Origin of the sequence: Pseudarthrobacter oxydans (assembly GCF_030812335.1) — a bacterium.
GTDB lineage: Bacteria > Actinomycetota > Actinomycetes > Actinomycetales > Micrococcaceae > Arthrobacter > Arthrobacter oxydans_B.
In genome coordinates this window covers 74,608-92,659 of sequence record NZ_JAUSSN010000012.1, presented here as the reverse complement: position 1 = coordinate 92,659, position 18,052 = coordinate 74,608, and the positions used below count along the sequence as shown (strand labels likewise).

Annotated in this window: 13 protein-coding genes and 1 pseudogene; 7 read left to right on the top strand and 7 right to left on the bottom strand. The window is 68.6% G+C overall.

What is annotated here, in order from left to right; genetic code table 11:
* Together dnaK and J2W14_RS18270 are read right to left on the bottom strand one after the other, a co-directional pair.
* On the bottom strand, positions 1-1,863 hold the full coding sequence (gene dnaK / locus J2W14_RS18275; RefSeq protein WP_307465151.1) for a molecular chaperone DnaK: 1,863 nt from the start codon (positions 1,861-1,863) through the stop codon (positions 1-3).
* A 274-nt stretch (positions 1,864-2,137) separates the two neighbouring features.
* Positions 2,138-2,551: a hypothetical protein gene (locus J2W14_RS18270; protein ID WP_307465150.1), complete on the bottom strand. Its 414-nt coding sequence runs from the start codon at positions 2,549-2,551 to the stop codon at positions 2,138-2,140.
* A 220-nt stretch (positions 2,552-2,771) separates the two neighbouring features.
* Between J2W14_RS18270 and J2W14_RS18265 the strand changes: the two genes are divergently transcribed.
* Positions 2,772-3,740, top strand: coding sequence for an NAD-dependent epimerase/dehydratase family protein (locus J2W14_RS18265; protein ID WP_307465148.1), 969 nt, complete (start codon positions 2,772-2,774; stop codon positions 3,738-3,740).
* Between the two features lie 24 nt (positions 3,741-3,764).
* Here J2W14_RS18265 and J2W14_RS18260 read toward each other — a convergent pair whose 3' ends face one another.
* Positions 3,765-5,987, bottom strand: a complete 2,223-nt coding sequence (locus J2W14_RS18260; RefSeq protein WP_307465146.1) for an MMPL family transporter — start codon at positions 5,985-5,987, stop codon at positions 3,765-3,767.
* 230 nt (positions 5,988-6,217) lie between these two features.
* Between J2W14_RS18260 and J2W14_RS18255 the strand changes: the two genes are divergently transcribed.
* Positions 6,218-6,793, top strand: coding sequence for a MarR family winged helix-turn-helix transcriptional regulator (locus tag J2W14_RS18255; RefSeq protein ID WP_370871348.1), 576 nt, complete (start codon positions 6,218-6,220; stop codon positions 6,791-6,793).
* A 100-nt stretch (positions 6,794-6,893) separates the two neighbouring features.
* Here J2W14_RS18255 and J2W14_RS18250 read toward each other — a convergent pair.
* Positions 6,894-8,096, bottom strand: a pseudogene (locus tag J2W14_RS18250) (APC family permease); the annotation flags it as partial.
* A 123-nt stretch (positions 8,097-8,219) separates the two neighbouring features.
* Here J2W14_RS18250 and J2W14_RS18245 point away from each other — a divergent pair.
* On the top strand, positions 8,220-9,035 hold the full coding sequence (locus tag J2W14_RS18245) for a methyltransferase domain-containing protein (protein ID WP_307465144.1): 816 nt from the start codon (positions 8,220-8,222) through the stop codon (positions 9,033-9,035).
* A 24-nt stretch (positions 9,036-9,059) separates the two neighbouring features.
* Here J2W14_RS18245 and J2W14_RS18240 read toward each other — a convergent pair whose 3' ends face one another.
* Both J2W14_RS18240 and opgC read right to left on the bottom strand, forming a co-directional pair.
* The gene (locus J2W14_RS18240; protein ID WP_307465142.1) at positions 9,060-9,836 is read right to left on the bottom strand and encodes a hypothetical protein; all 777 of its coding nucleotides are present in this window, start codon (positions 9,834-9,836) and stop codon (positions 9,060-9,062) included.
* A gap of 119 nt (positions 9,837-9,955) precedes the next feature.
* Complete coding sequence (opgC, locus tag J2W14_RS18235; protein ID WP_307465140.1) at positions 9,956-12,196, bottom strand: OpgC domain-containing protein; 2,241 nt, start codon at positions 12,194-12,196, stop codon at positions 9,956-9,958.
* Between the two features lie 348 nt (positions 12,197-12,544).
* On the opposite strand from opgC, the gene J2W14_RS18230 reads away from it, so the two are divergent.
* The 4 genes from J2W14_RS18230 (at position 12,545) to pabB (ending at position 16,508) form a co-directional block, all read left to right on the top strand.
* A complete protein-coding gene (locus J2W14_RS18230; protein WP_307465138.1) occupies positions 12,545-13,042 on the top strand; it encodes a hypothetical protein in 498 nt (165 codons plus the stop codon).
* Positions 13,043-13,112: 70 nt separating this feature from the next.
* The gene (locus J2W14_RS18225; RefSeq protein WP_307465136.1) at positions 13,113-13,736 is read left to right on the top strand and encodes a LysE family transporter; all 624 of its coding nucleotides are present in this window, start codon (positions 13,113-13,115) and stop codon (positions 13,734-13,736) included.
* Between the two features lie 157 nt (positions 13,737-13,893).
* Positions 13,894-14,463, top strand: a complete 570-nt coding sequence (locus J2W14_RS18220; protein WP_307465134.1) for a low molecular weight protein-tyrosine-phosphatase — start codon at positions 13,894-13,896, stop codon at positions 14,461-14,463.
* The gene (gene pabB, locus J2W14_RS18215) at positions 14,460-16,508 is read left to right on the top strand and encodes an aminodeoxychorismate synthase component I (RefSeq protein WP_307465133.1); all 2,049 of its coding nucleotides are present in this window, start codon (positions 14,460-14,462) and stop codon (positions 16,506-16,508) included. The genes J2W14_RS18220 and pabB overlap by 4 nt, the downstream gene beginning before the upstream one ends.
* 67 nt (positions 16,509-16,575) lie before the next feature.
* On the opposite strand, the gene cls is transcribed toward pabB, so the two are convergent.
* Positions 16,576-18,051: a cardiolipin synthase gene (gene cls / locus J2W14_RS18210; RefSeq protein WP_307465131.1), complete on the bottom strand. Its 1,476-nt coding sequence runs from the start codon at positions 18,049-18,051 to the stop codon at positions 16,576-16,578.
* Position 18,052 lies beyond the last annotated feature (1 nt).

The following is an 18,052-nucleotide window of genomic DNA, read 5'->3' as shown; positions in this document are numbered from 1 at the left end:
TTACTTCTTCTCGTCTTCGTCAACGATCTCGGCGTCGACGATGTCCTCGTCGGAGCCTGCGGCCTTCTCACCGGCGGGGGCACCCTGGGCGCCGGTGGCGCCGTCGGGGGAACCTGCCTGGGCGTAGATGGCCTCGCCGAGCTTGCTCTGGGACGCCTGCAGCTTCTCAAACGCGGTCTTCACGGCTGCGTCATCGGTGCCTTCGAGGGCGGTCTTGAGGGCGTCGACGTCGGCCTTGACCTCGGTCTTGACCTCTTCCGGCAGCTTGTCGGCGTTGTCGGCGATCAGCTTGTCCACGGAGTACGCGAGCTGCTCGGCAGTGTTGCGGGTGTCGGCTGCCTCGCGGCGGGCCTTGTCCTCTGCTGCGTGCTCCTCGGCGTCCTTGACCATGCGGTCGATGTCTTCCTTGGAGAGGCTGGAACCGCCCGTGATGGTCATGGACTGTTCCTTGCCGGTGCCCTTGTCCTTCGCGGAGACGTGCACGATGCCGTTGGCGTCGATGTCGAAGGTGACCTCGACCTGCGGGACGCCGCGCGGGGCCGGAGCGATCCCGGTCAGCTCGAAGGTGCCCAGCGGCTTGTTGTCGCGGGTGAACTCGCGCTCGCCCTGGAAGACCTGGATGGCCACGGACGGCTGGTTGTCATCCGCCGTGGTGAAGGTCTCGGAGCGCTTGGTCGGGATGGCCGTGTTGCGCTCGATCAGGTGCGTCATGATGCCGCCCTTGGTTTCGATGCCGAGGGAAAGCGGGGTGACGTCGATCAGCAGAACGTCCTTGCGCTCGCCCTTCAGGACACCGGCCTGCAGGGCGGCGCCGACGGCGACGACCTCATCCGGGTTCACGCCCTTGTTCGGCTCCTTGCCGCCGGCGAGCTCCTTGACCAGGTCGTAGACCGCGGGCATACGGGTGGAGCCGCCGACCAGCACGATGTGGTCGATCTGGGAAAGCTGGATGCCGGCTTCCTTGATGACGTCGTGGAACGGCTTCTTGGTGCGCTCGAGCAGGTCCTTGGTGAGGTCCTGGAACTTGGCGCGGGTCAGCTGCTCGTCCAGGTGCACCGGGCCGTCGGGGGTGACGGAGAGGTACTGGAGCGAGACGTTGGTGCTCGTGGAGGAGGAGAGTTCCTTCTTGGCCTGCTCCGCTGCCTCACGCAGACGCTGCAGGGCGATCTTGTCCTTGGACAGGTCGATGCCCTTGACCTTGAGCTGGTTCAGCAGGTAGTTCACGACGCGCTGGTCCCAGTCGTCGCCGCCGAGGCGGTTGTCACCTGCGGTGGAGCGGACCTGGATGGTGGAGAAGTTGTCTTCGTCCTTGCCCACCTCGAGGAGGGAGACGTCGAAGGTTCCGCCGCCGAGGTCGAAGACGAGGATGAGCTCGTCTTCCTTGCCCTTGTCCAGGCCGTAGGCCAGTGCGGCCGCGGTGGGCTCGTTGACGATGCGCAGGACCTTGAGGCCCGCGATTTCGCCGGCTTCCTTGGTGGCCTGGCGTTCGGCATCGTTGAAGTACGCCGGAACGGTGATCACGGCGTCCGTGACCTTTTCACCGAGGTAGGACTCGGCGTCGTTCTTGAGCTTCATGAGGATGCGGGCGGAGATTTCCTGCGCCGTGTACTTCTTGTCGTCAATGGCGACGCTCCAGTCGGTGCCCATGTGGCGCTTGACGGAAGCAATGGTGCGGTCAATGTTGTTGACGGCCTGGCGCTTGGCGATCTCGCCGACCAGCACTTCGCCTGACTTGGAGAATGCAACAACCGACGGCGTGGTCCGGCCACCCTCGGCGTTGGCAATGACGGTGGGCTCGCCACCTTCGAGAACGGAGACGACGGAGTTGGTTGTTCCGAGGTCAATACCTACTGCACGTGACATGTGTTGCTTCCTTCTTTCCGGGGAAACTTGCTGAGCTGGCTCGGACCGCAGCGGTATCAACCGCATGGGTCCGGCCGTTATTGAGTGATCTGCACTCAACTTTACTCAGAGCCGTTTCAAAGTCAATTCAAAGTTGAGCGCGATACGCTCAACTCCGACTTCGGAAGGTGGCCTGGCGGGTCCCCGGACGGGCCAGTTCCCCGGAATTCCAGCATGCTTCAGAGCGGCGGCCGGGCTGGCCGCCGCTCGTTTCGCTGTGCGCGAAGTGCCCCGCCTAGCGGTCCCGGCGGTCCGCTTCGCCGGCGGAGTCGTCCCGCGTGCGCCCCTTTTCGCCCGCTTCGCCAGTGATATGGTCCCGCGTCCGCCCCTTTTCGCCCGCATCGCCGGCGGTTCCGTAGTCGCCTTCGGGGTATTCGCCCTCCGCGGCGGTGCGTGGCTCGTCTGCACCGGCCGCCCCATAGTCGCCCTCGGGGTAGTCGCCCTCCTCCGCGCCGACGGCGGTGGTGCCGCTGACGCCCGCAGCCCCGTAGTCACCGGTGGGGTATTCGCCTTCTGCGGCCTCGGGCGGGTTCTCCCCGGCGGTGCCGGCCGTACCGTAGTCACCCTCGACGTACTGGCCCTCGGCGGCCTCGGCGGTCTCGTCGCCGGATTCCGCTGCCGTTCGATCAAACTCGTTGTTTTCGGACATGGTTGGATCCTTCCTGGAAGCCTCGGCGCGCCCAGGCAGGCGCACGGGCAGTCTATCGAGCACCGCCGGGAGGCAACAGGGGGTCGAACAGCGGTAGACCGGGTACCGGCACAGGCTGCATTCTGGTGTCGGAGGGCGCGGCTCTCAACACCGAGCAGGGCCGGCGAAGGCAGACCCAGCCCGGCCGCAGGTGAATGACCACAGCGAAAGTGAGCGCCCCATGTTGCCGTCCGAATCCCCCGAGGCCCCGGCCCCGGCGCCGGCCCTCTTCGTCGTCACCGGCGCCGGACCGGTCGGCTGGACGGTCACCGAACAGCTCGCCGCGGCGGGCCACCGGGTGCGGGTGCTCACCCGGTCCGGCACCGGTCCCGACCACCCGCGCGTCGAGAGGGAGTCCTTGGATGTGTCGGACCCGGCACAGCTCGGCGGGCTGTTCCGCGGCGCCAAGGCCGTGTTCCACTGCATCCACGGCTCGCAGTACAGCGCCAGGACCTGGGCGGAGGAGCTCCCGCGCGCCGAGGCGACGGTCCTGGCCGCGGCGGGCGAGGCCGGCGCCGTCGTCGTCTTCCCGGAAAGCCTGTACTCCTACAGCGAGCCGGGCCGGCCGATGACCGAGGAGGGCCCGCGCGAGGCCCGCGGCGGCAAGCGCGGTATCCGGACCGAACTGCTGAAGGCCCGGGCGGCGTCCGCGACGGACACCGTGAGTGTGGCGGCGAGCGATTTCTTCGGCCCCAGGGTCCGCAGCTCGCATGCCGGCGAGCGGATGGTGAAGCCGGTCCTGGCGGGCAGACCCCTGATGGTGATCGGCAGCGCGGGGCTGCCGCATTCGTTCACGTATGTGCCGGATCTGGCCGCGGCCATGATCAGGGCCGCGCAGGTTCCGGGGCTCTGGAACCGGGTGTGGCACGCCCCGACCGGCCCGGCGCTGAGCCAGCGGGAGATCGCCGGGGCGTTCGCGGCCGCCGCCGGCGCCCGGACCCCGCGGGTGGCCGGGGTCCCCGGCTGGGTGCTGCGGACGATGGCCGTTGTGTCCCCCGCGGCCCGGGAACTGGCCGAGACCCTGTACCAGTTTGAGCACCCCTTCGTGATGGACTCGCGCGCCAGCGAGGCCGCCCTGGGGCTGCGGCCGACCCCGCTTAAAGCGGCAGCCGCCGCCACGGTTGCCTGGTGGGGGGTCCAGGAACCGTGACGGCGGCTGCGGTCGCGGGTCCGGCTAGCGGATTCCCGCCTCGGCTGCCTCCGGCTCCGGTTCCGGGGCGGGCCGCAGGCCGCGCGCGGCGGCGTCCGTCTCGGGGCGCCCCAGCTTGCTCGGCCACCAGATCCGCGGGCCGATGTCGAAGGCCAGGGCCGGGACCAGCAGGGACCGGACCAGAACGGTGTCCAGCAGTACCCCGAAGGCCACAATGAAGGCCAGCTGCACCAGGAACATGATGGGGATGACGCCCAGGGCCGCGAAGGTGGCCGCGAGGACCACACCGGCGGAGGTGATGACCCCGCCGGTGACGCCCAGGCCGCGCAGGATGCCGGGCCGGGTGCCGTGCTTCAGGGCTTCCTCCCGGACCCGGCTCATCAGGAAGATGTTGTAGTCCACGCCCAGGGCGACCAGGAAGACGAAGCCGAAGAGGGGCACGGTGGCATCGGCGCCCGGGAACCCGAAGATGTTGTTGAACACGAAGGCGGAGACGCCCAGCGCGGCGCCGTAGGACAGGACCACGGAGGCGACCAGCAGGACCGGGGCCAGCACGGAGCGCAGCAGCAGCATCAGGATCACGAGGATGACCGCGAGGACCACCGGGATGATGGTGACGAGGTCACGCTGGGCGGTGGTGTTCGTGTCCAGGGCCGTGGCGGTCACTCCGCCGACCAGGGTGCCGTCGTCGATCTTCTTAAGTTCCTCGCGGAGAACCACCACCACGTTTTCGGCGTCGTTGGAGTCCGCGGCGAAGTTCAGCGTCGCGTTGATCAGGACCTTGCCGTCCCGGACCGCCGGAGCCGTGGGTGCGCCGGGGGCAGCGGGTGCGCCCGGAATGATCGGCATGCCGCCGTCGGCCAGCAGGTAGGCATCCCCGACGCCGTCGGTCGCCTTGGTCTGTTCCAGCACTTCCTGCGCCGCCGCCTCGTCGGCGACGATCACGGCAGGACTGCCGGAGCCGGCGTCGAAGTGCCGGGCCAGGGCGTCCTGGCCGTCGACGGCGTTGGAGGCGGTGAGGATGACGTCGGTCTGCGGGACGCCGTTGGCCTTGAGCTGCAGGACGCCGGCGGAGGCCACCAGGAGCAGCAGCACGGAGGCGATCCAGACCGTCCGGGGCCTGCGGGACACGAGCGAGCCGGTGGCGCGCCAGATGCCCTTCTGTCCCTCCAGGCCGGTGACGATCTCAGGCTCGCGCTCGGTCTCCGGGAGCAGCTTGGGGAGGAACGGCCAGAACGCGGCGCGGCCCAGCAGCGCCATCATCGCCGGCAGGAGGGTGAGTGCGGCGAAGAGCGCGCAGAGGATGCCCGCGGCCGCCACCGGGCCGAGGGCCTTGTTGGAGTTCAGATCGGAGAACAGCAGGCAGAGGAGCGCGATGATGACCGTGGCGCCGGAGGCGATGATGGGTTCCCACGAATTTTTCCATGCCGTCAGCGCGGCGGCCGTCCGGTTGGTGGTGTGCGTCAGCGCCTCACGGAACCGGGACACATACAGCAGCGCGTAGTCAGTGGCGGCACCGATCACCAGGATGGACAGGATCCCCTGGCTCTGGCCGTTGAGCTGGATCCAGCCGAGCTTGGCCATGCCGAAGACGAGCAGGATGGCGGCGCAGAGGGCGAAGACCGAGGTGAAGAGCACGGCGATCGGCAGCAGCAGGGAGCGGTAGACAATCAGCAGGATCACGAACACCGCGCTGAGAGCCGCGAGCAGCAGGATGCCGTCAATGCCGGCGAAGGCGCTGACGAGGTCCGCCGTCAGCCCGGCCGGACCGGTCACGAAGGTCTGCATGCCCTTCGGGGCGGAGGCCTGCACCTCGTCGCGGAGTTCCTGGACGATTTCCTTCACTTCGCCGGCCGAATCGATCGGGACCACGAACTGCACGGCCCGGGCGTCTTCGGACGGAACGGGGCCGATGACGGTGCTGACTCCGCCCACGGCCTCCAGCCCGCCCTTCAGGGCGGCCACCTCGCCGAGCTGGGCCGGGGTGAAGGCGGATTCGCTTTCAATGACAATGACGGCTGGGATCTCGCTGGTGTCGCGGAACTTGGCCTGCCAGTCCTGGACGGCAGTGGCCTCGGCCCCGGCGGGAAGGAAGGAGGCCTGGTCGTTCGAGGAGACCTCCTCCAGCCGGCCGAAGGTCGGTCCGCCGATCCCGGCGATGGCCAGCCAGGTGATGACGAGCAGGACCGGAACCAGCCAGCGCAGCCAGAAGGGAACGCGGGCACTGGCGTGTGGAGTCTTGTTCATGGTTCCTTCTGGTGCTTGCCTCGGAGGAGTAGAATTGAGTCCATAATAGACTATCTCCACCATAGAGATAAAGACGCAGGGATAAAAACGCGAGATAGCCCTTCGGCGCTCAAAACGTGGGAATACCGCGTGACGTCCCCGGGGCCGATGCCGGTGGCGCTGAAGTAAACTCCGGAGGGCGTCATCTGCGGAGCAGGCGCCGCAGGCCATGGGAGAGAGGACGGTGCACCGTGACAGTTGATCCCCCGGTACGCCCCGGATCGCCCGGATCTCCCGATACTCCCGGACCGCCGCCGCTGGTCCGGCTGCTGCAGGAGTTCAGCATGGAGGCCAACCGCTACGTGGATTCCGCTGGCGGCCGGAACGACATGCACCGGACGGACCTCAATGCCCTGGCCGTGATCATGCAGTACACCGCGAGGAACCAGATCGTGACACCCGGCGTGCTCCGCAAGGAACTCCACCTGAGCTCACCCGCCACCACGGCGCTGATCGACCGGCTGTACAGCTCTGGCCACGTCGTCCGCGAGCGGCAGGGCGCGGACCGCCGCCAGGTCCAGCTCCGGATGACCCCCAAGGCCTACCGCGACGGCGGCGCCATGTTCCAGCCGCTGGCCCGCCACATGGCCGCCGCGATGGCCGAGTTCACCCCGGAGGAACTGGAGATCGCCACCCGGTTCATGACCTCGATGATCGATGCCACGGTCCGGGCGGGGCAGGAGGCGGCGCAGCGGGGACCGTCGCCAGCGACTCCGCCGCCAACGGCCCCGCCGCAAGCTGCACCGTCGCCAGCTGCCCCGCAGTAGTTGACCTTCCCGGACGTCCGGCGGACCTCAGCAGCACCCTCCGGCCGGCCGGGCGGCCCGCCCAGACGGCGGCCACGGCCAGCCCCAGCGGGACCGCGAGCGCCCAGCCGCTGAACAGCAGCACCGCCAGCATCACACCGGCGGCCGCAATAACGCCGAACCAGGCCGGCGTCCGGGCGGGCAGCAGCCGGATCCCGGCAAGCAGGCCAAACGCCGTCACGGCGGTGAAGCAGGCCGACGCCGCCGCGATCTGGAACTGCAGGCCGCTCAGCCCGGCCGCGGCTGCCCCGAAGGACAGGAACGTCATGACCGCCAGCAGTCCCAGGCTGGCCGCGGGCACCTGGCCCGCACCGGAGCCCCGCGCGAGCGTCCGCGGCAGCACGCCGTCGGACGCCAGGCTTGCACCCAGCCGGCTGGCGCCGGCGACAAAGGTGTTGATCGGGCCGAAGGTTAGCACCGCGGCGGCGACGGCGGTCAGCGGGGCCGCGAGTCCGCCGAGCCCCTTTTCCAGCAGCTGCGCGATCGGCACCTCGCTGCCCGGGAGGGCGGGGCCCAGCACGGCGACCGAGGCTGCGACCACGCCAAGGTAGACCACACCGACGATGACCAGCGTGAGCCAGGTGGCCCGTTTGAGATCCCGTTCGGGGTGACGGAATTCGCCCGCGAGGTGCGTGACGGCCTCCCAGCCGGCGAAGCAGAAGAAGAGCAGGCTGGCCACCCCGCCCACGGCCCAGTAGCCCTGCGGCGCGAACGGCTCGAAGTTCTCCGCCCTGGCAAACGGCGCAGCCAGGGCCACGGCCAGGGCCAGCAGCCCGACCAGCAGCACCATGAGCACGAGCTGGATGCCGCTGGACATCCGGATCCCGGCGGCGTTGCCCGCAAAGGCGGCGGCCAGCAGCAGCGCGGCCGCGACCAACGCCGTCCCGCGCCCGCCGCCCAGGGCATGGGCGATGTAGTTCCCGCCGATCACGGCCGTCGCCGGAGCGCCGAAGGGGATGGCGAAATAGAACAGGTAGCCGGCCACGGCCGAGGCACGCCGCCCGTAGGCACGCGTAACGAAGTGCGCGATCCCGCCGGCGTCGGGCTGCTGGCGGCTCATCTCCGCGAAGCTGAATGCCACGGGGGTGCAAAACACCAGCAGCAGGGCCCAGGCCAGGAGCGACGCCGGTCCCGCTTCCCTGGCGGCGATCGCCGGGAGCACCAGGATTCCCGAGCCGAGGATCGCCCCGACATAGATGCCGGTGGCCCGGAACAGGCCGAGCCCTGCCTGCGTGCTGCTGTTGGTCTTCACTCCTCTAATCATCCGCAGAACCGCCCCGGCCAGAAGCGGCAAAACTGACGGCCACACACGAAATCCTGCCGTCTTGCGGGGCTGCTTTCCCGGCGATTTCGCGGATTTGCCGGGGTGAAGCGGTAGCGTTTCCCTATGAGTGCGCAGCAGCCTGACGACGTGTACACCCACGGCCACCACGAGTCGGTGGTCCGCGCCCACGCCTCCCGGACGGCGGAGAACTCCGCGGCGTTTGTGATCCCGCACCTCGTCCCCGGGGTGTCGGTGCTCGACGTCGGCTGCGGGCCGGGCAGCATCACCTGCGATTTCGCCGAGCTGGTCTCCCCCGGGATGGTCACCGGGCTGGACCGCTCGCCCGAGGTGATCGGCCAGGCGGCTGCCCTCGCGGCCGAGCGCGGCGTGCAAAACGTCGAGTTCGTCGCCGGCAACATTTACGACCTCGACTTCGAGGACGAAACGTTCGACGTCGTGCACGCCCACCAGGTGCTGCAGCACCTCACGGACCCGGTTGCCGCGCTGCGGGAAATGCGCCGCGTCGCCAAGCCCGGCGGCATCGTGGCCGTGCGCGACGCCGATTTCCACGGCATGAGCTGGTACCCGGCCGTCCCCGAACTTGATGAGTGGATGGAGCTCTACCAGCGGATCGCACGCCGCAACGGCGCGGAGCCCGACGCGGGCCGCCGCCTGGTCTCCTGGGCCCAGTCGGCCGGGTTCACCGACGTCGCCCCCTCCAGCAGCAACTGGCTCTACGCCACCGGCCAGCAGCGCCGCTGGCAGGCCCGGGTCTGGGGCGAACGCGTGCTGCACTCGGCGTTCGCGGACCAGGCGCTCGAGTACGGCTTCGCCAACGCCGCGGACTTGGCCCGGATTTCGGCCGGCTGGCACCGCTGGGGCTCCACGGATGACGGCTGGTTCCTGATCCCCAACGGCGAGGTGATCGCCCGGGCGTGAGGCGCATCGGTGCCGGGCGGCCGCCTAATCCGCCAGCGCGGGGAGTGTCACGCTGGCGGAGGTTCCCATGCCGCCGTTCTGGGTGAACCCGACGACGCCGATCTTCACGTCCTTGACCCGGCGGACGTCCGTCATGGTCGCGGTGCGCGCCTTGCCCTCCACCATGCCGGCCGGAAAACCGTCCACGGTGAGGCCCCAGCGGTAGGGCTCCGGCCCGCCCGGTTCCCACGATATTTGGAGGGTGCTGATGCCGTCCGAGTGGGCGGTCACCACCACGTTCACGTTGACCGGCGCGGCGGGGAGCCCGTCCCGCGGGCCCCGGCCGATATGGACCCCGGTCGATGCCGTCGACGAGCCTCCCGTGACGTGGGTGATCCGCACCGTCGCGGCGCCCTCGAACACGGCGGGGTAGCTGTGGGTCGTCACGGGGAGCGGCCCCGCCTCATCTATGACCCCGTCGCCGTCGAAGTCCCATTCGTACTGCGCGGTGCTGACCCCGCGGGGCAGCGACGCCGTGACAACGAAGGTGATTGTCTGGCCGGGCATGGCGTAGTAGTCGGGATTGGCGAACCGCGCCCCGGGGACAGCCACGGCCGTCTGGCTCGCTGCGCTCCCGGGATACGCCGCGAACGGCGTCGTGACCGCCGGCTGGGACGTGACGTCCGGCTGGGGTTCAGCGCCCGGGGTGGCGGCTGTGGTCCGGGCGGCGGATGCTGCGGGCGCTCCGGCCCCTGGCAGCGCGCAGGACGAGGCGGTCAACAGGACGGCTCCGGCAATCATCGTCCCGACAATCCTGTCCATCGACTCCCCCAAGCCTGACTGTGTGCACTGAAACCGTGCCGTTGACTGCATCCTAGCCTCCCGCAGCCGGGCTGTCTCCGCTGGCCGGGGCGGTGGAGGGCGGAGCTGGCGGGGCGAGGTTAGCGGGGGATGATCCGGAACAGGAACTTCGTCTTGACCATCGTCCACACCAGGCCCAGCACCAGCACATAGGCGCCGGTGTTCAGCCAGATGTTGCCCAGCTGCAGCGCGGGGACATTGGCCAGGGCCAGGATCAGGAACACGTGAATGATGAAGACATACAGGGTGGCCTGCCCCAACGGGATGAGGAACCAGCCCAGCGCCCGATCCAGCAGCTTCCAGTAGGCGGTCAAGAGGGTGTAGGCGGTAATGACGACCACCACGACATTGATCAGCCGTCCCGCGCCCAGATACGTCCGGCCGAAATAGCCGCCGTAAAGCGTCCGATGCAGGGCATCCGGCAGCAGGGCAAGGCGGACGTCGTAGGCGTTGGACAGGTAGGGGTTGGACCAGGCGAACAGCGCAAAGAAGACTGTCAGCAGCGCGCAGAAGGCCAGCACGCTCTTGTGGCGGGAAAACCACTCCACGAGGGGCCCGCGGTAGTAGCCGGCGGTCAGGCCAAGGACAAAGAGGATCTGCCAGACCAACAGGGGAAAGGAATCTTCGAACTGGGAGGGCAGGAGACGGATGCGGGACAGGGCCCCGACCGTGTAGAGGGCGGCGCTGACCAGCAGAACCAGCCATGCCAGCTTGCGGGACAGCGCCCACAGGACCAAGGGGCTGAGCAGCAGGAGCACGACATACAGTCCCATGATGTTGAATTGCCACGGGCCGAACTCAAGCAGCAGGATTTTCGGGATTAGCCAGGCCGGCACCGGAAACTGCAGCAGCCCCTCCACCTCCGAATACATGTCATAGCTGCGGCCGGCCGCCGCGGTGCCCGCCCCACTGGTCCCTTGGTCGGTGAAGGAGGTCAGGACCGAGCTCTGGATCAGCGGGATGAGACTGATGAGGAAGACCGTCATGACGACGGTCAGGGCCGTCACGTAGAGCTTCCAGGAACGGCCGGTGGTTTTGTCCACCACGTCCCCGGGGTTGTCCCTGATCTTTGGACCGTAGACCATGCCCAGCACCGCTCCGGAAAGCAGGACAAAGAATTCCGCGCCGGAGACCGCGCCAATTGTTTCCTGGGTCAGCAGCTGAAACAGCGAGGTGAGGCCGACGTGGTTCACGACCACGAAGAGGATCGCCATGCCGCGCAGCATGTCCACCCGCCTGTCCCGGACGTGCTCTTCCTGATAGGCCCAGGACCGTGCTGCCGGCCGGCGGAAGGGGAGCACCCACAACGCGGCGGCCAGCGCCAGCACCGCCGCGGCAGCCAGCCACGCCCAGCCGCCGGCGACTACCCTGCCGCCCGGTGGGCTGCTGGCAGCGTCCCCGCCCGCTGCCGCCGTCGGGGCGCCCGTCTGGAAGTCGGCCTGTTTGAGCCCGGCGGCCAGCGTCGAGGCGGTGCCCGGGTCCGCCGTCAGGCGCCAGTCGATGGCGACCTCACCGGAGGCGCGCAGTTCAACGGTTTCGTTCCACAGCACTGCCCGGACGTTGTTGTATCCGGCGGCCGGGGACGCGAGTATCTGGCTCAGCCACGCACTTTTGATGTCCGCTTCAGCGGGTCCACCGCTTGCCGGGCTGTAGAAAGCCCCCGTTTCCAGTAGCAGCGGCTTGGCCCTGGCGACGGCATAGCTGGCATAGAAGTCCGCGTCCACGGCGGCCCGGACCGGCTGTGCGGGTCCGAGCATGCGGGTCAGGCCATCGGCCGCAGGGAGGGAGTTGACCGGCGGCCCGCCCACAGAGTCGTCAAGGAACGCAGACAGCCCGACCCAGTCCACCGCATCGTCCCCGGGGTAATACGGCGAGTAGGCCGCATCCTCCAGGTTCCAGACGCCGTCCGAATTCGTGTCCAGGACCTTAAAGCCCGGGCTGCCGGGCTGGGCAACGTCCGGAGCCTGAACAAAGGGGTAGTCCCTACCCTGGAAGGGCGACCAGACCATCACCGGCTCTTCCACTGCTCCACGCACCGCGGCCGTCACGGCACGAAACGCCGCAATATACTCCACCGGCTTCTGTCCCCAGGCCGCCCATCCCGCGTTCATGTCGGGGGCGAAACGGATGAATAGCCGACCGCCGAACCCCTCAGCCATCACTTTGATGTCCTGCGCCAGCCCGGCCGAGGCCTCCGCATCGATTTGTGCCAGGGGAATCCTCGGATTGACCGTGATCAGTGCATCGGCGCCGGCGGCCCCCGCCTGTTCCAGGAACTGCGGGATGAAAGTCTTTTCGTCCTCCTGAACCGGCAGCGACATTTCGTGGGCATAGAGGGCGGCCGGTTGCCCCAGACGCCGGGCATACTCGGCGGCCGAATCCTTCGACCAGTCAAGCTGCACTCCCCACAGAGGCCCCGTTCCCGGCGCCGGCTGAGGTTCGCGGTCTCCTGGCCCGGCCGCGACGAGAACCGGTTCCGGCACGCTGGCCTGCGCCGATGCAGCGGAACCTGCCGTTAACGCCGTGAGCACCAGGAACAACAGGAGGGCTGACGCGCGGCGCACTTTCACAGTCGCAATAGTAGCGACCCGGCGTCACTCAGCCGCCCGTTCTCCACATAGCGGCAGTCCGCCCTAGAGCCCGAAAGCCGGGTTTTCTAGCATCAAGACATGATCATCCAAGCAGGTTTTGACTTCGTAATACTCGCCCACCCGCTCATCGTCCAGGACGGAAAACTCACGCCCAGGCTCGTCCTGATTGCCCTGGACGCGGAAATGCAACTGAACAGCGTGGAGGTCATCGCCAGCGATTTCGCGGGCAGCCTGGTCCCGTTCCACGAAACTGTTCTGACGGCGCTGGACCGGGAATACACCAGATACTTTGCGATCGCCCACCCTGGCAGATTCAGTGAAGAGTACTGCGGCTCAGATCCAGTTCTTGACGAGGCCCGCATCTTGGAATCGAAGGCGGCCGAACGGGGGATGCATCTGATCGGTCACATCGCCATGGACGAAACAGGATACATGTCGGCCCGCGCGCGGATGTACTTTGACCAGTATCCAAGCCACGACGACCTTCCGAGAACCATGCTCCACTGGTCCCATTCGAAGGTGGACCGGTGCTACTGCGCACAGTGCAACCCCTCGTGTGGACCGGCCGGCGCCTGACAGCGTCCGGAGGCGACGGCGTTGTGAAGCACCGGCCCGAGAGGTCCGGCCGCGGCCGTACACTGAATCAGTGCAACCCTCCCTGTGGCTGGCCCTGGCGGGCGCCGGCGTCCTGATCAGCTTCACGCCCGGTGCGGGCGCCATCAACACCATGAGCAATTCCCTGAACTCCGGTTTCCGGCGTTCCATCTGGGGCATCCTGGGCCAGCAGGCCGCGCTGGTGGTGCACATCGTCATCGTGGCCCTCGGCGTCGGGGTACTGGTGGCCAGCTCGCCGGTCGCGTTCAACGTGATCCGCTATGCCGGTGCCGCCTACCTCGTCTACCTGGGCATCCAGCAGTTCCGGCACAAACCCGATCTGGACCAGGAAAAGGCTGCCGCGCTGCGCAACGAGCCGGCCTTCTCCATGTTCCGCCGCGGCCTGTGGGTCAACCTGCTGAACCCCAAGGCGATCGTGTTCTTCCTGGCCTTCATGCCGCAGTTCATCCGCCCGGAGGAGCCGCTGCTGCCGCAGTACCTGGCCCTGTCCGCGACCGTGATCGTGATCGACATCCTCGTCATGTGGTTCTTCTTCGCCGCCGCGGCCAAGTCCTTCCAGCGCTTCACGCACGATGCCCGGGGGCAGCGGATCCTCAACCGGACGTTCGGCGTGCTATTCATGGCCGTGGGCGTCCTGCTGGCCCTCATCCACTGACCGTCCGCGGCCAGCAGCCCCTTGTCAGAAGGAAGCGTGCCAGCCGCAAACGCCTCGCGCGCCGATTTATGACAGCCGGAGATACAAGTGTGACAGGCTCTGTAATATCCCCTGCCCGGAACTGGCCAAGAGGACCCGCATGATTCATGCTTGGACTATGACCTCAATGTCGAGCCAGTACCGGATCATCGCGGTCTGCACCGGAAACATCTGCCGGTCGCCGATGGCCGAGTTGATGCTCGCGGAGGCCATCGCCGCGGAGGGTCTGGCCGGCGCCGTCGTGGATTCGGCAGGAACCACGGCCTACGAGGTGGGCCGGCCGATTGATCCCCGGGCCGCCCGCAAGCTCACCGCCCACAGCATCCCCTCGGACCGCCACGTGGCGCGCGAATGGCAGGCGGAATGGTTCCAGAGCCGCGACCTCATCCTGGCCCTGGACGTGGACCATTTCGGCTGGCTGCAGCAGGCGGCGCCGGACCGCGCGTCGCTGTCCAAGATCCGGATGCTGCGCAGCTTTGACCCGGCCGTCGCGGGCAGGGATCCCCTGGACCAGGGCATCGAAGACCCCTGGTACGGCGGCCACGCCGACTTCGACCTGACCTGGACCCTGATCCACGCCGCGCTTCCCGGGATCGTGGCCCACGTCCGGGCCGAGCTCGCCCGGCGTCCACGGCCGGACGGGCGGCACCCCGGCACCGCAGGGCAGCCGGTACGCTCTATTTCATGAGTCCCGCACCCGTCATCATCGCCATCGACGGACGCTCCGGCGCAGGCAAGACCACCCTGGCGATCGAACTGGCGGCACGGCTCCGCGAACACCACAAGGTTTCCCTCTTCCATCTGGAGGACATCTACCCCGGCTGGAACGGCCTCGCGGCCGGTATTGAACGCTACGTCTCGACCGTCCTGGCCCCGCTGCACCGCGGTGATCCGGCCGAATGGGTCAGCTGGGACTGGAACGCGCACTACGACGGCGCCACGCGCACGACCCAGCCGGCCGAAATCGTCCTGGTGGAAGGGGTAGGCGCCGCCGCGGAAGCCGCCCGCCCGTTCCTCGGCGCCGTTGTCTGGGCCGATTCGCCCGAACACGACCGGCGCAGCAGGGCCCTGGCCCGCGACGGCGACAGCTACGAACCCTACTGGGATGAGTGGGCCGCACAGGAGCAGGCATGGCTGGCCGGGGACGACGTTCCCGCCCGCGCCGATATCCGCGTGCTCAATCTCGCCGACGGTGCCGCTCCCGCGGAGGTGCTGCAGGCGCTCCAATACCTGCCTGCGCTTGCCCCGACCCTCGTCCCCGAGCTTGGCGCCCGCCGCGGCCTGCAGCTCCGCGCCGAACGGATCGACGCGGCCCCGGACCCGGCCCGGCTCTTCGGCTCCCTGTTCGGCCGCTCCGCCAACGCCGTCTGGCTCGACTCGTCCCTCGCACCGGACGGCAGCGCCGCGGCGGAACGGAGCCGCTTCAGCATCCTGGCGGACGACGGCGGCCCGCTCGGCCAGTCGGTCCGGCACAGTTCGGGCACCACCCGCGTCAGCGTCGGCAACGCCAGCGTCCGGACCGAGGGGCCGTTCTTCCGCTGGCTCGACGGGGTCTGGGGCCGCCCTGACCTCCGCGCCCCGGCCGGCTACCCCTGCGAGTTCACCCTGGGCTGGCTGGGCTACCTCGGCTACGAGCTCAAACGCGAGACCGGCGGCAGCGACGTCACGGCCGGCTCCCCCGACGCCTGCCTGCTGTTCGCCGGCCGCGCGGTGGTGCTGGACCATGTGGACGGCACGGTCTGGCTGCTGGCACTGGACACCGCGGACGCCGGCGGCTGGCTGGAAACGGCCCGCGCCGCTACCGAGGCATGCTCAGCGCCGGCGGGAGCGGCCGCCAGCGGCGGCAGCGGCGCCGCCGAACCGTCCGCCCCCGGCCCGGACTTCGCCGCACGGGACTCGGAGGTCTCCTACAAATCCAAAATCACCCGGGCCCAGCACGAGATCACCGAGGGCAACACCTACGAGGTCTGCCTGACCACCGCGCTGGCAGCGGAACTCCCCGCCGCCCTGGACCCCCGGCAGGCCTATCTGGCGCTGCGCCGGAGGAATCCCGCGCCGTTCGCGAGCTACCTGCGGTTCGGGGACCTCACCGTGGCGAGCACCTCGCCGGAGCGTTTCCTGCGCATCACGGCCGAGGGCAGCATGCGCGCCGAGCCGATCAAGGGCACCCGGCACCGGGACGCGGACCCGGCCCGGGACGCGCTGCTGCGGCATGAGCTGGAGTCCTCCCCGAAGGACCGCGCCGAGAACATCATGATTGTGGACCTGCTGCGCAACGACCTCAGCCACTTCGCCGTGCCCGGCTCGGTGTCGGTCAGCCGGCTCTGTGCGATCGAAAGCTACGCCACGGTCCACCAGATGGTGAGCACCATCGATGCCCGGCTGCGGCCCGGGATGCCGCGGGCCGAGGCCGTGGCGGCCTGCTTCCCGGCCGGCTCGATGACCGGCGCCCCCAAGGTCAGCACCATGGGCATCCTGGACCGGCTCGAGGGCGCCCCGCGGGGGGTGTACTCCGGCGCGATCGGGTACTTCTCGCTCAACGGCGCCACCGACCTGGCGGTCGCGATCCGCACCCTCGTGCTCACGGAACTGCCCGGAGGCGGCACCGGACTCAGCCTCGGCGTCGGCGGCGCGATCACCGCGGATTCCTCGCCGCAGGAGGAGTACGAGGAGATCCGGACCAAGGCCTTCGGGGTCCTCTCGGCGCTCGGCGCGGAGTTCCCGGCCGGCTGACTGCCCGCCCCGCCGCAACCGCGCGGCACATGCGGGCGGCGGTCGCCGGGCATCTGCGCGAAGCCGGCTACTGCAGCGTCGCCGTCAGCCGGGCGACGTTGTCCACGTATTTGACCCCCATCGGCCGCTTCATCCAGTCCTCCAGCGTCAACTCGCGCGAAATGTCCCGGTAGGTGTCCTCCACGGCGCTGATCCGCTGCACGATGTCCTCCCCCAGGAGCATCACCGAGACCTCGAGGTTCAGCGAGAAGGAGCGCATGTCCATGTTGCTGGAACCCAGCACCGCCACCTCGTTGTCGATCGTGAAGTGCTTGGCGTGCAGCACGAACGGGGCTTTGTACAGGTAGATCCGCACCCCTGCCTCCAGTAGCGCCTCGTAGTAGGACTGCTGGGCGTGGTGGACCAGGAACTGGTCACCCTTTTCCGAGACGAAGAGCTCGACGTCGACGCCGCGCTGCGCCGCCGTCGTCACCGCGTACAGCAGCGAATCATCGGGGACGAAATACGGGCTGCAGATCGAGATCTTGCGCTGCGCCGAGTAGATCAGCGTGTTGAAGAGCCGCAGGTTGTTTTCGGTGATGAAGCCGGGGCCGCTGGGCACCACCTGGGCCGTGACGTGCCCGGCGTGCAGCTCGGGCCGGTGCGCGAGCTGGTCCTCGAGGGATTCGTCGGTTTCGCTGAGCCAGTCCGTGGCGAAGACGACGTTGAGCGTGGTGACGATCGGCCCGCGCAGGGACGCCATCAGCTCGACCCATTCGCGGCCCATCTTGCGGTGCCGCGGGTTGTTGTAGGAGGGCTCGATCAGGTTCTGCGAGCCGGTGAAGGCAATTTCGCCGTCGATCACCATGATTTTGCGGTGGTTGCGCAGGTCCGGACGGCGCCACTGCCCCTGCAGCGGGTTCAGCGGCAGCATGGGCCGCCAGCGGATCTTGCTGGCCTTGAGCCGGGCGATCAGCCTGCTGTAGCCCTTGATCCGCAGGGTCCCCAGGTGGTCGAACAGGAGGCGGACTTCGACGCCGCGTTCGGCGGCGTCCTCCATCGCGGTCAACAGCTCGTCCGTGACGTGGTCCGAGCTCAGGATGTAGAACTCGGCGTTGACGAATTCCTTGGCGTCCCGGACGGCGGCGGCCATCGCCTTGATCGAGTCCGGGTAGCCGGGCAGGAGGTCCACGCGGTTGCCGTCCACCATCGGCAGCGAGCCCAGTGTCTTGTTCAGTTCCGCCGCGGAGGACACCCATTCCGGGCCCTCGTAGCCGCTTTCCAGCATCGCCAGATCGGAGGTGCCGGCGCGTACCCGGGTGTTCACGGCGTCCTGCTGCGCCCGGCGCTTGCGGGAGAGCCGGAAGTTGCCGAAGAGCAGGAAGAGGACCAGGCCCACGGCGGGGACGAAGAAGATGATCAGGAGCCAGGCCATGGCCGTGGTCGGGCGCCGGTTTCCGGGGATGATGCCCAGGGCCAGCACCCGGATGGCGAGGTCAACCACGGTGAGGATCAGGAGTACCCAGGACGGCAGGGATTCCGCCAGGGAAAAAGGCCACAACACA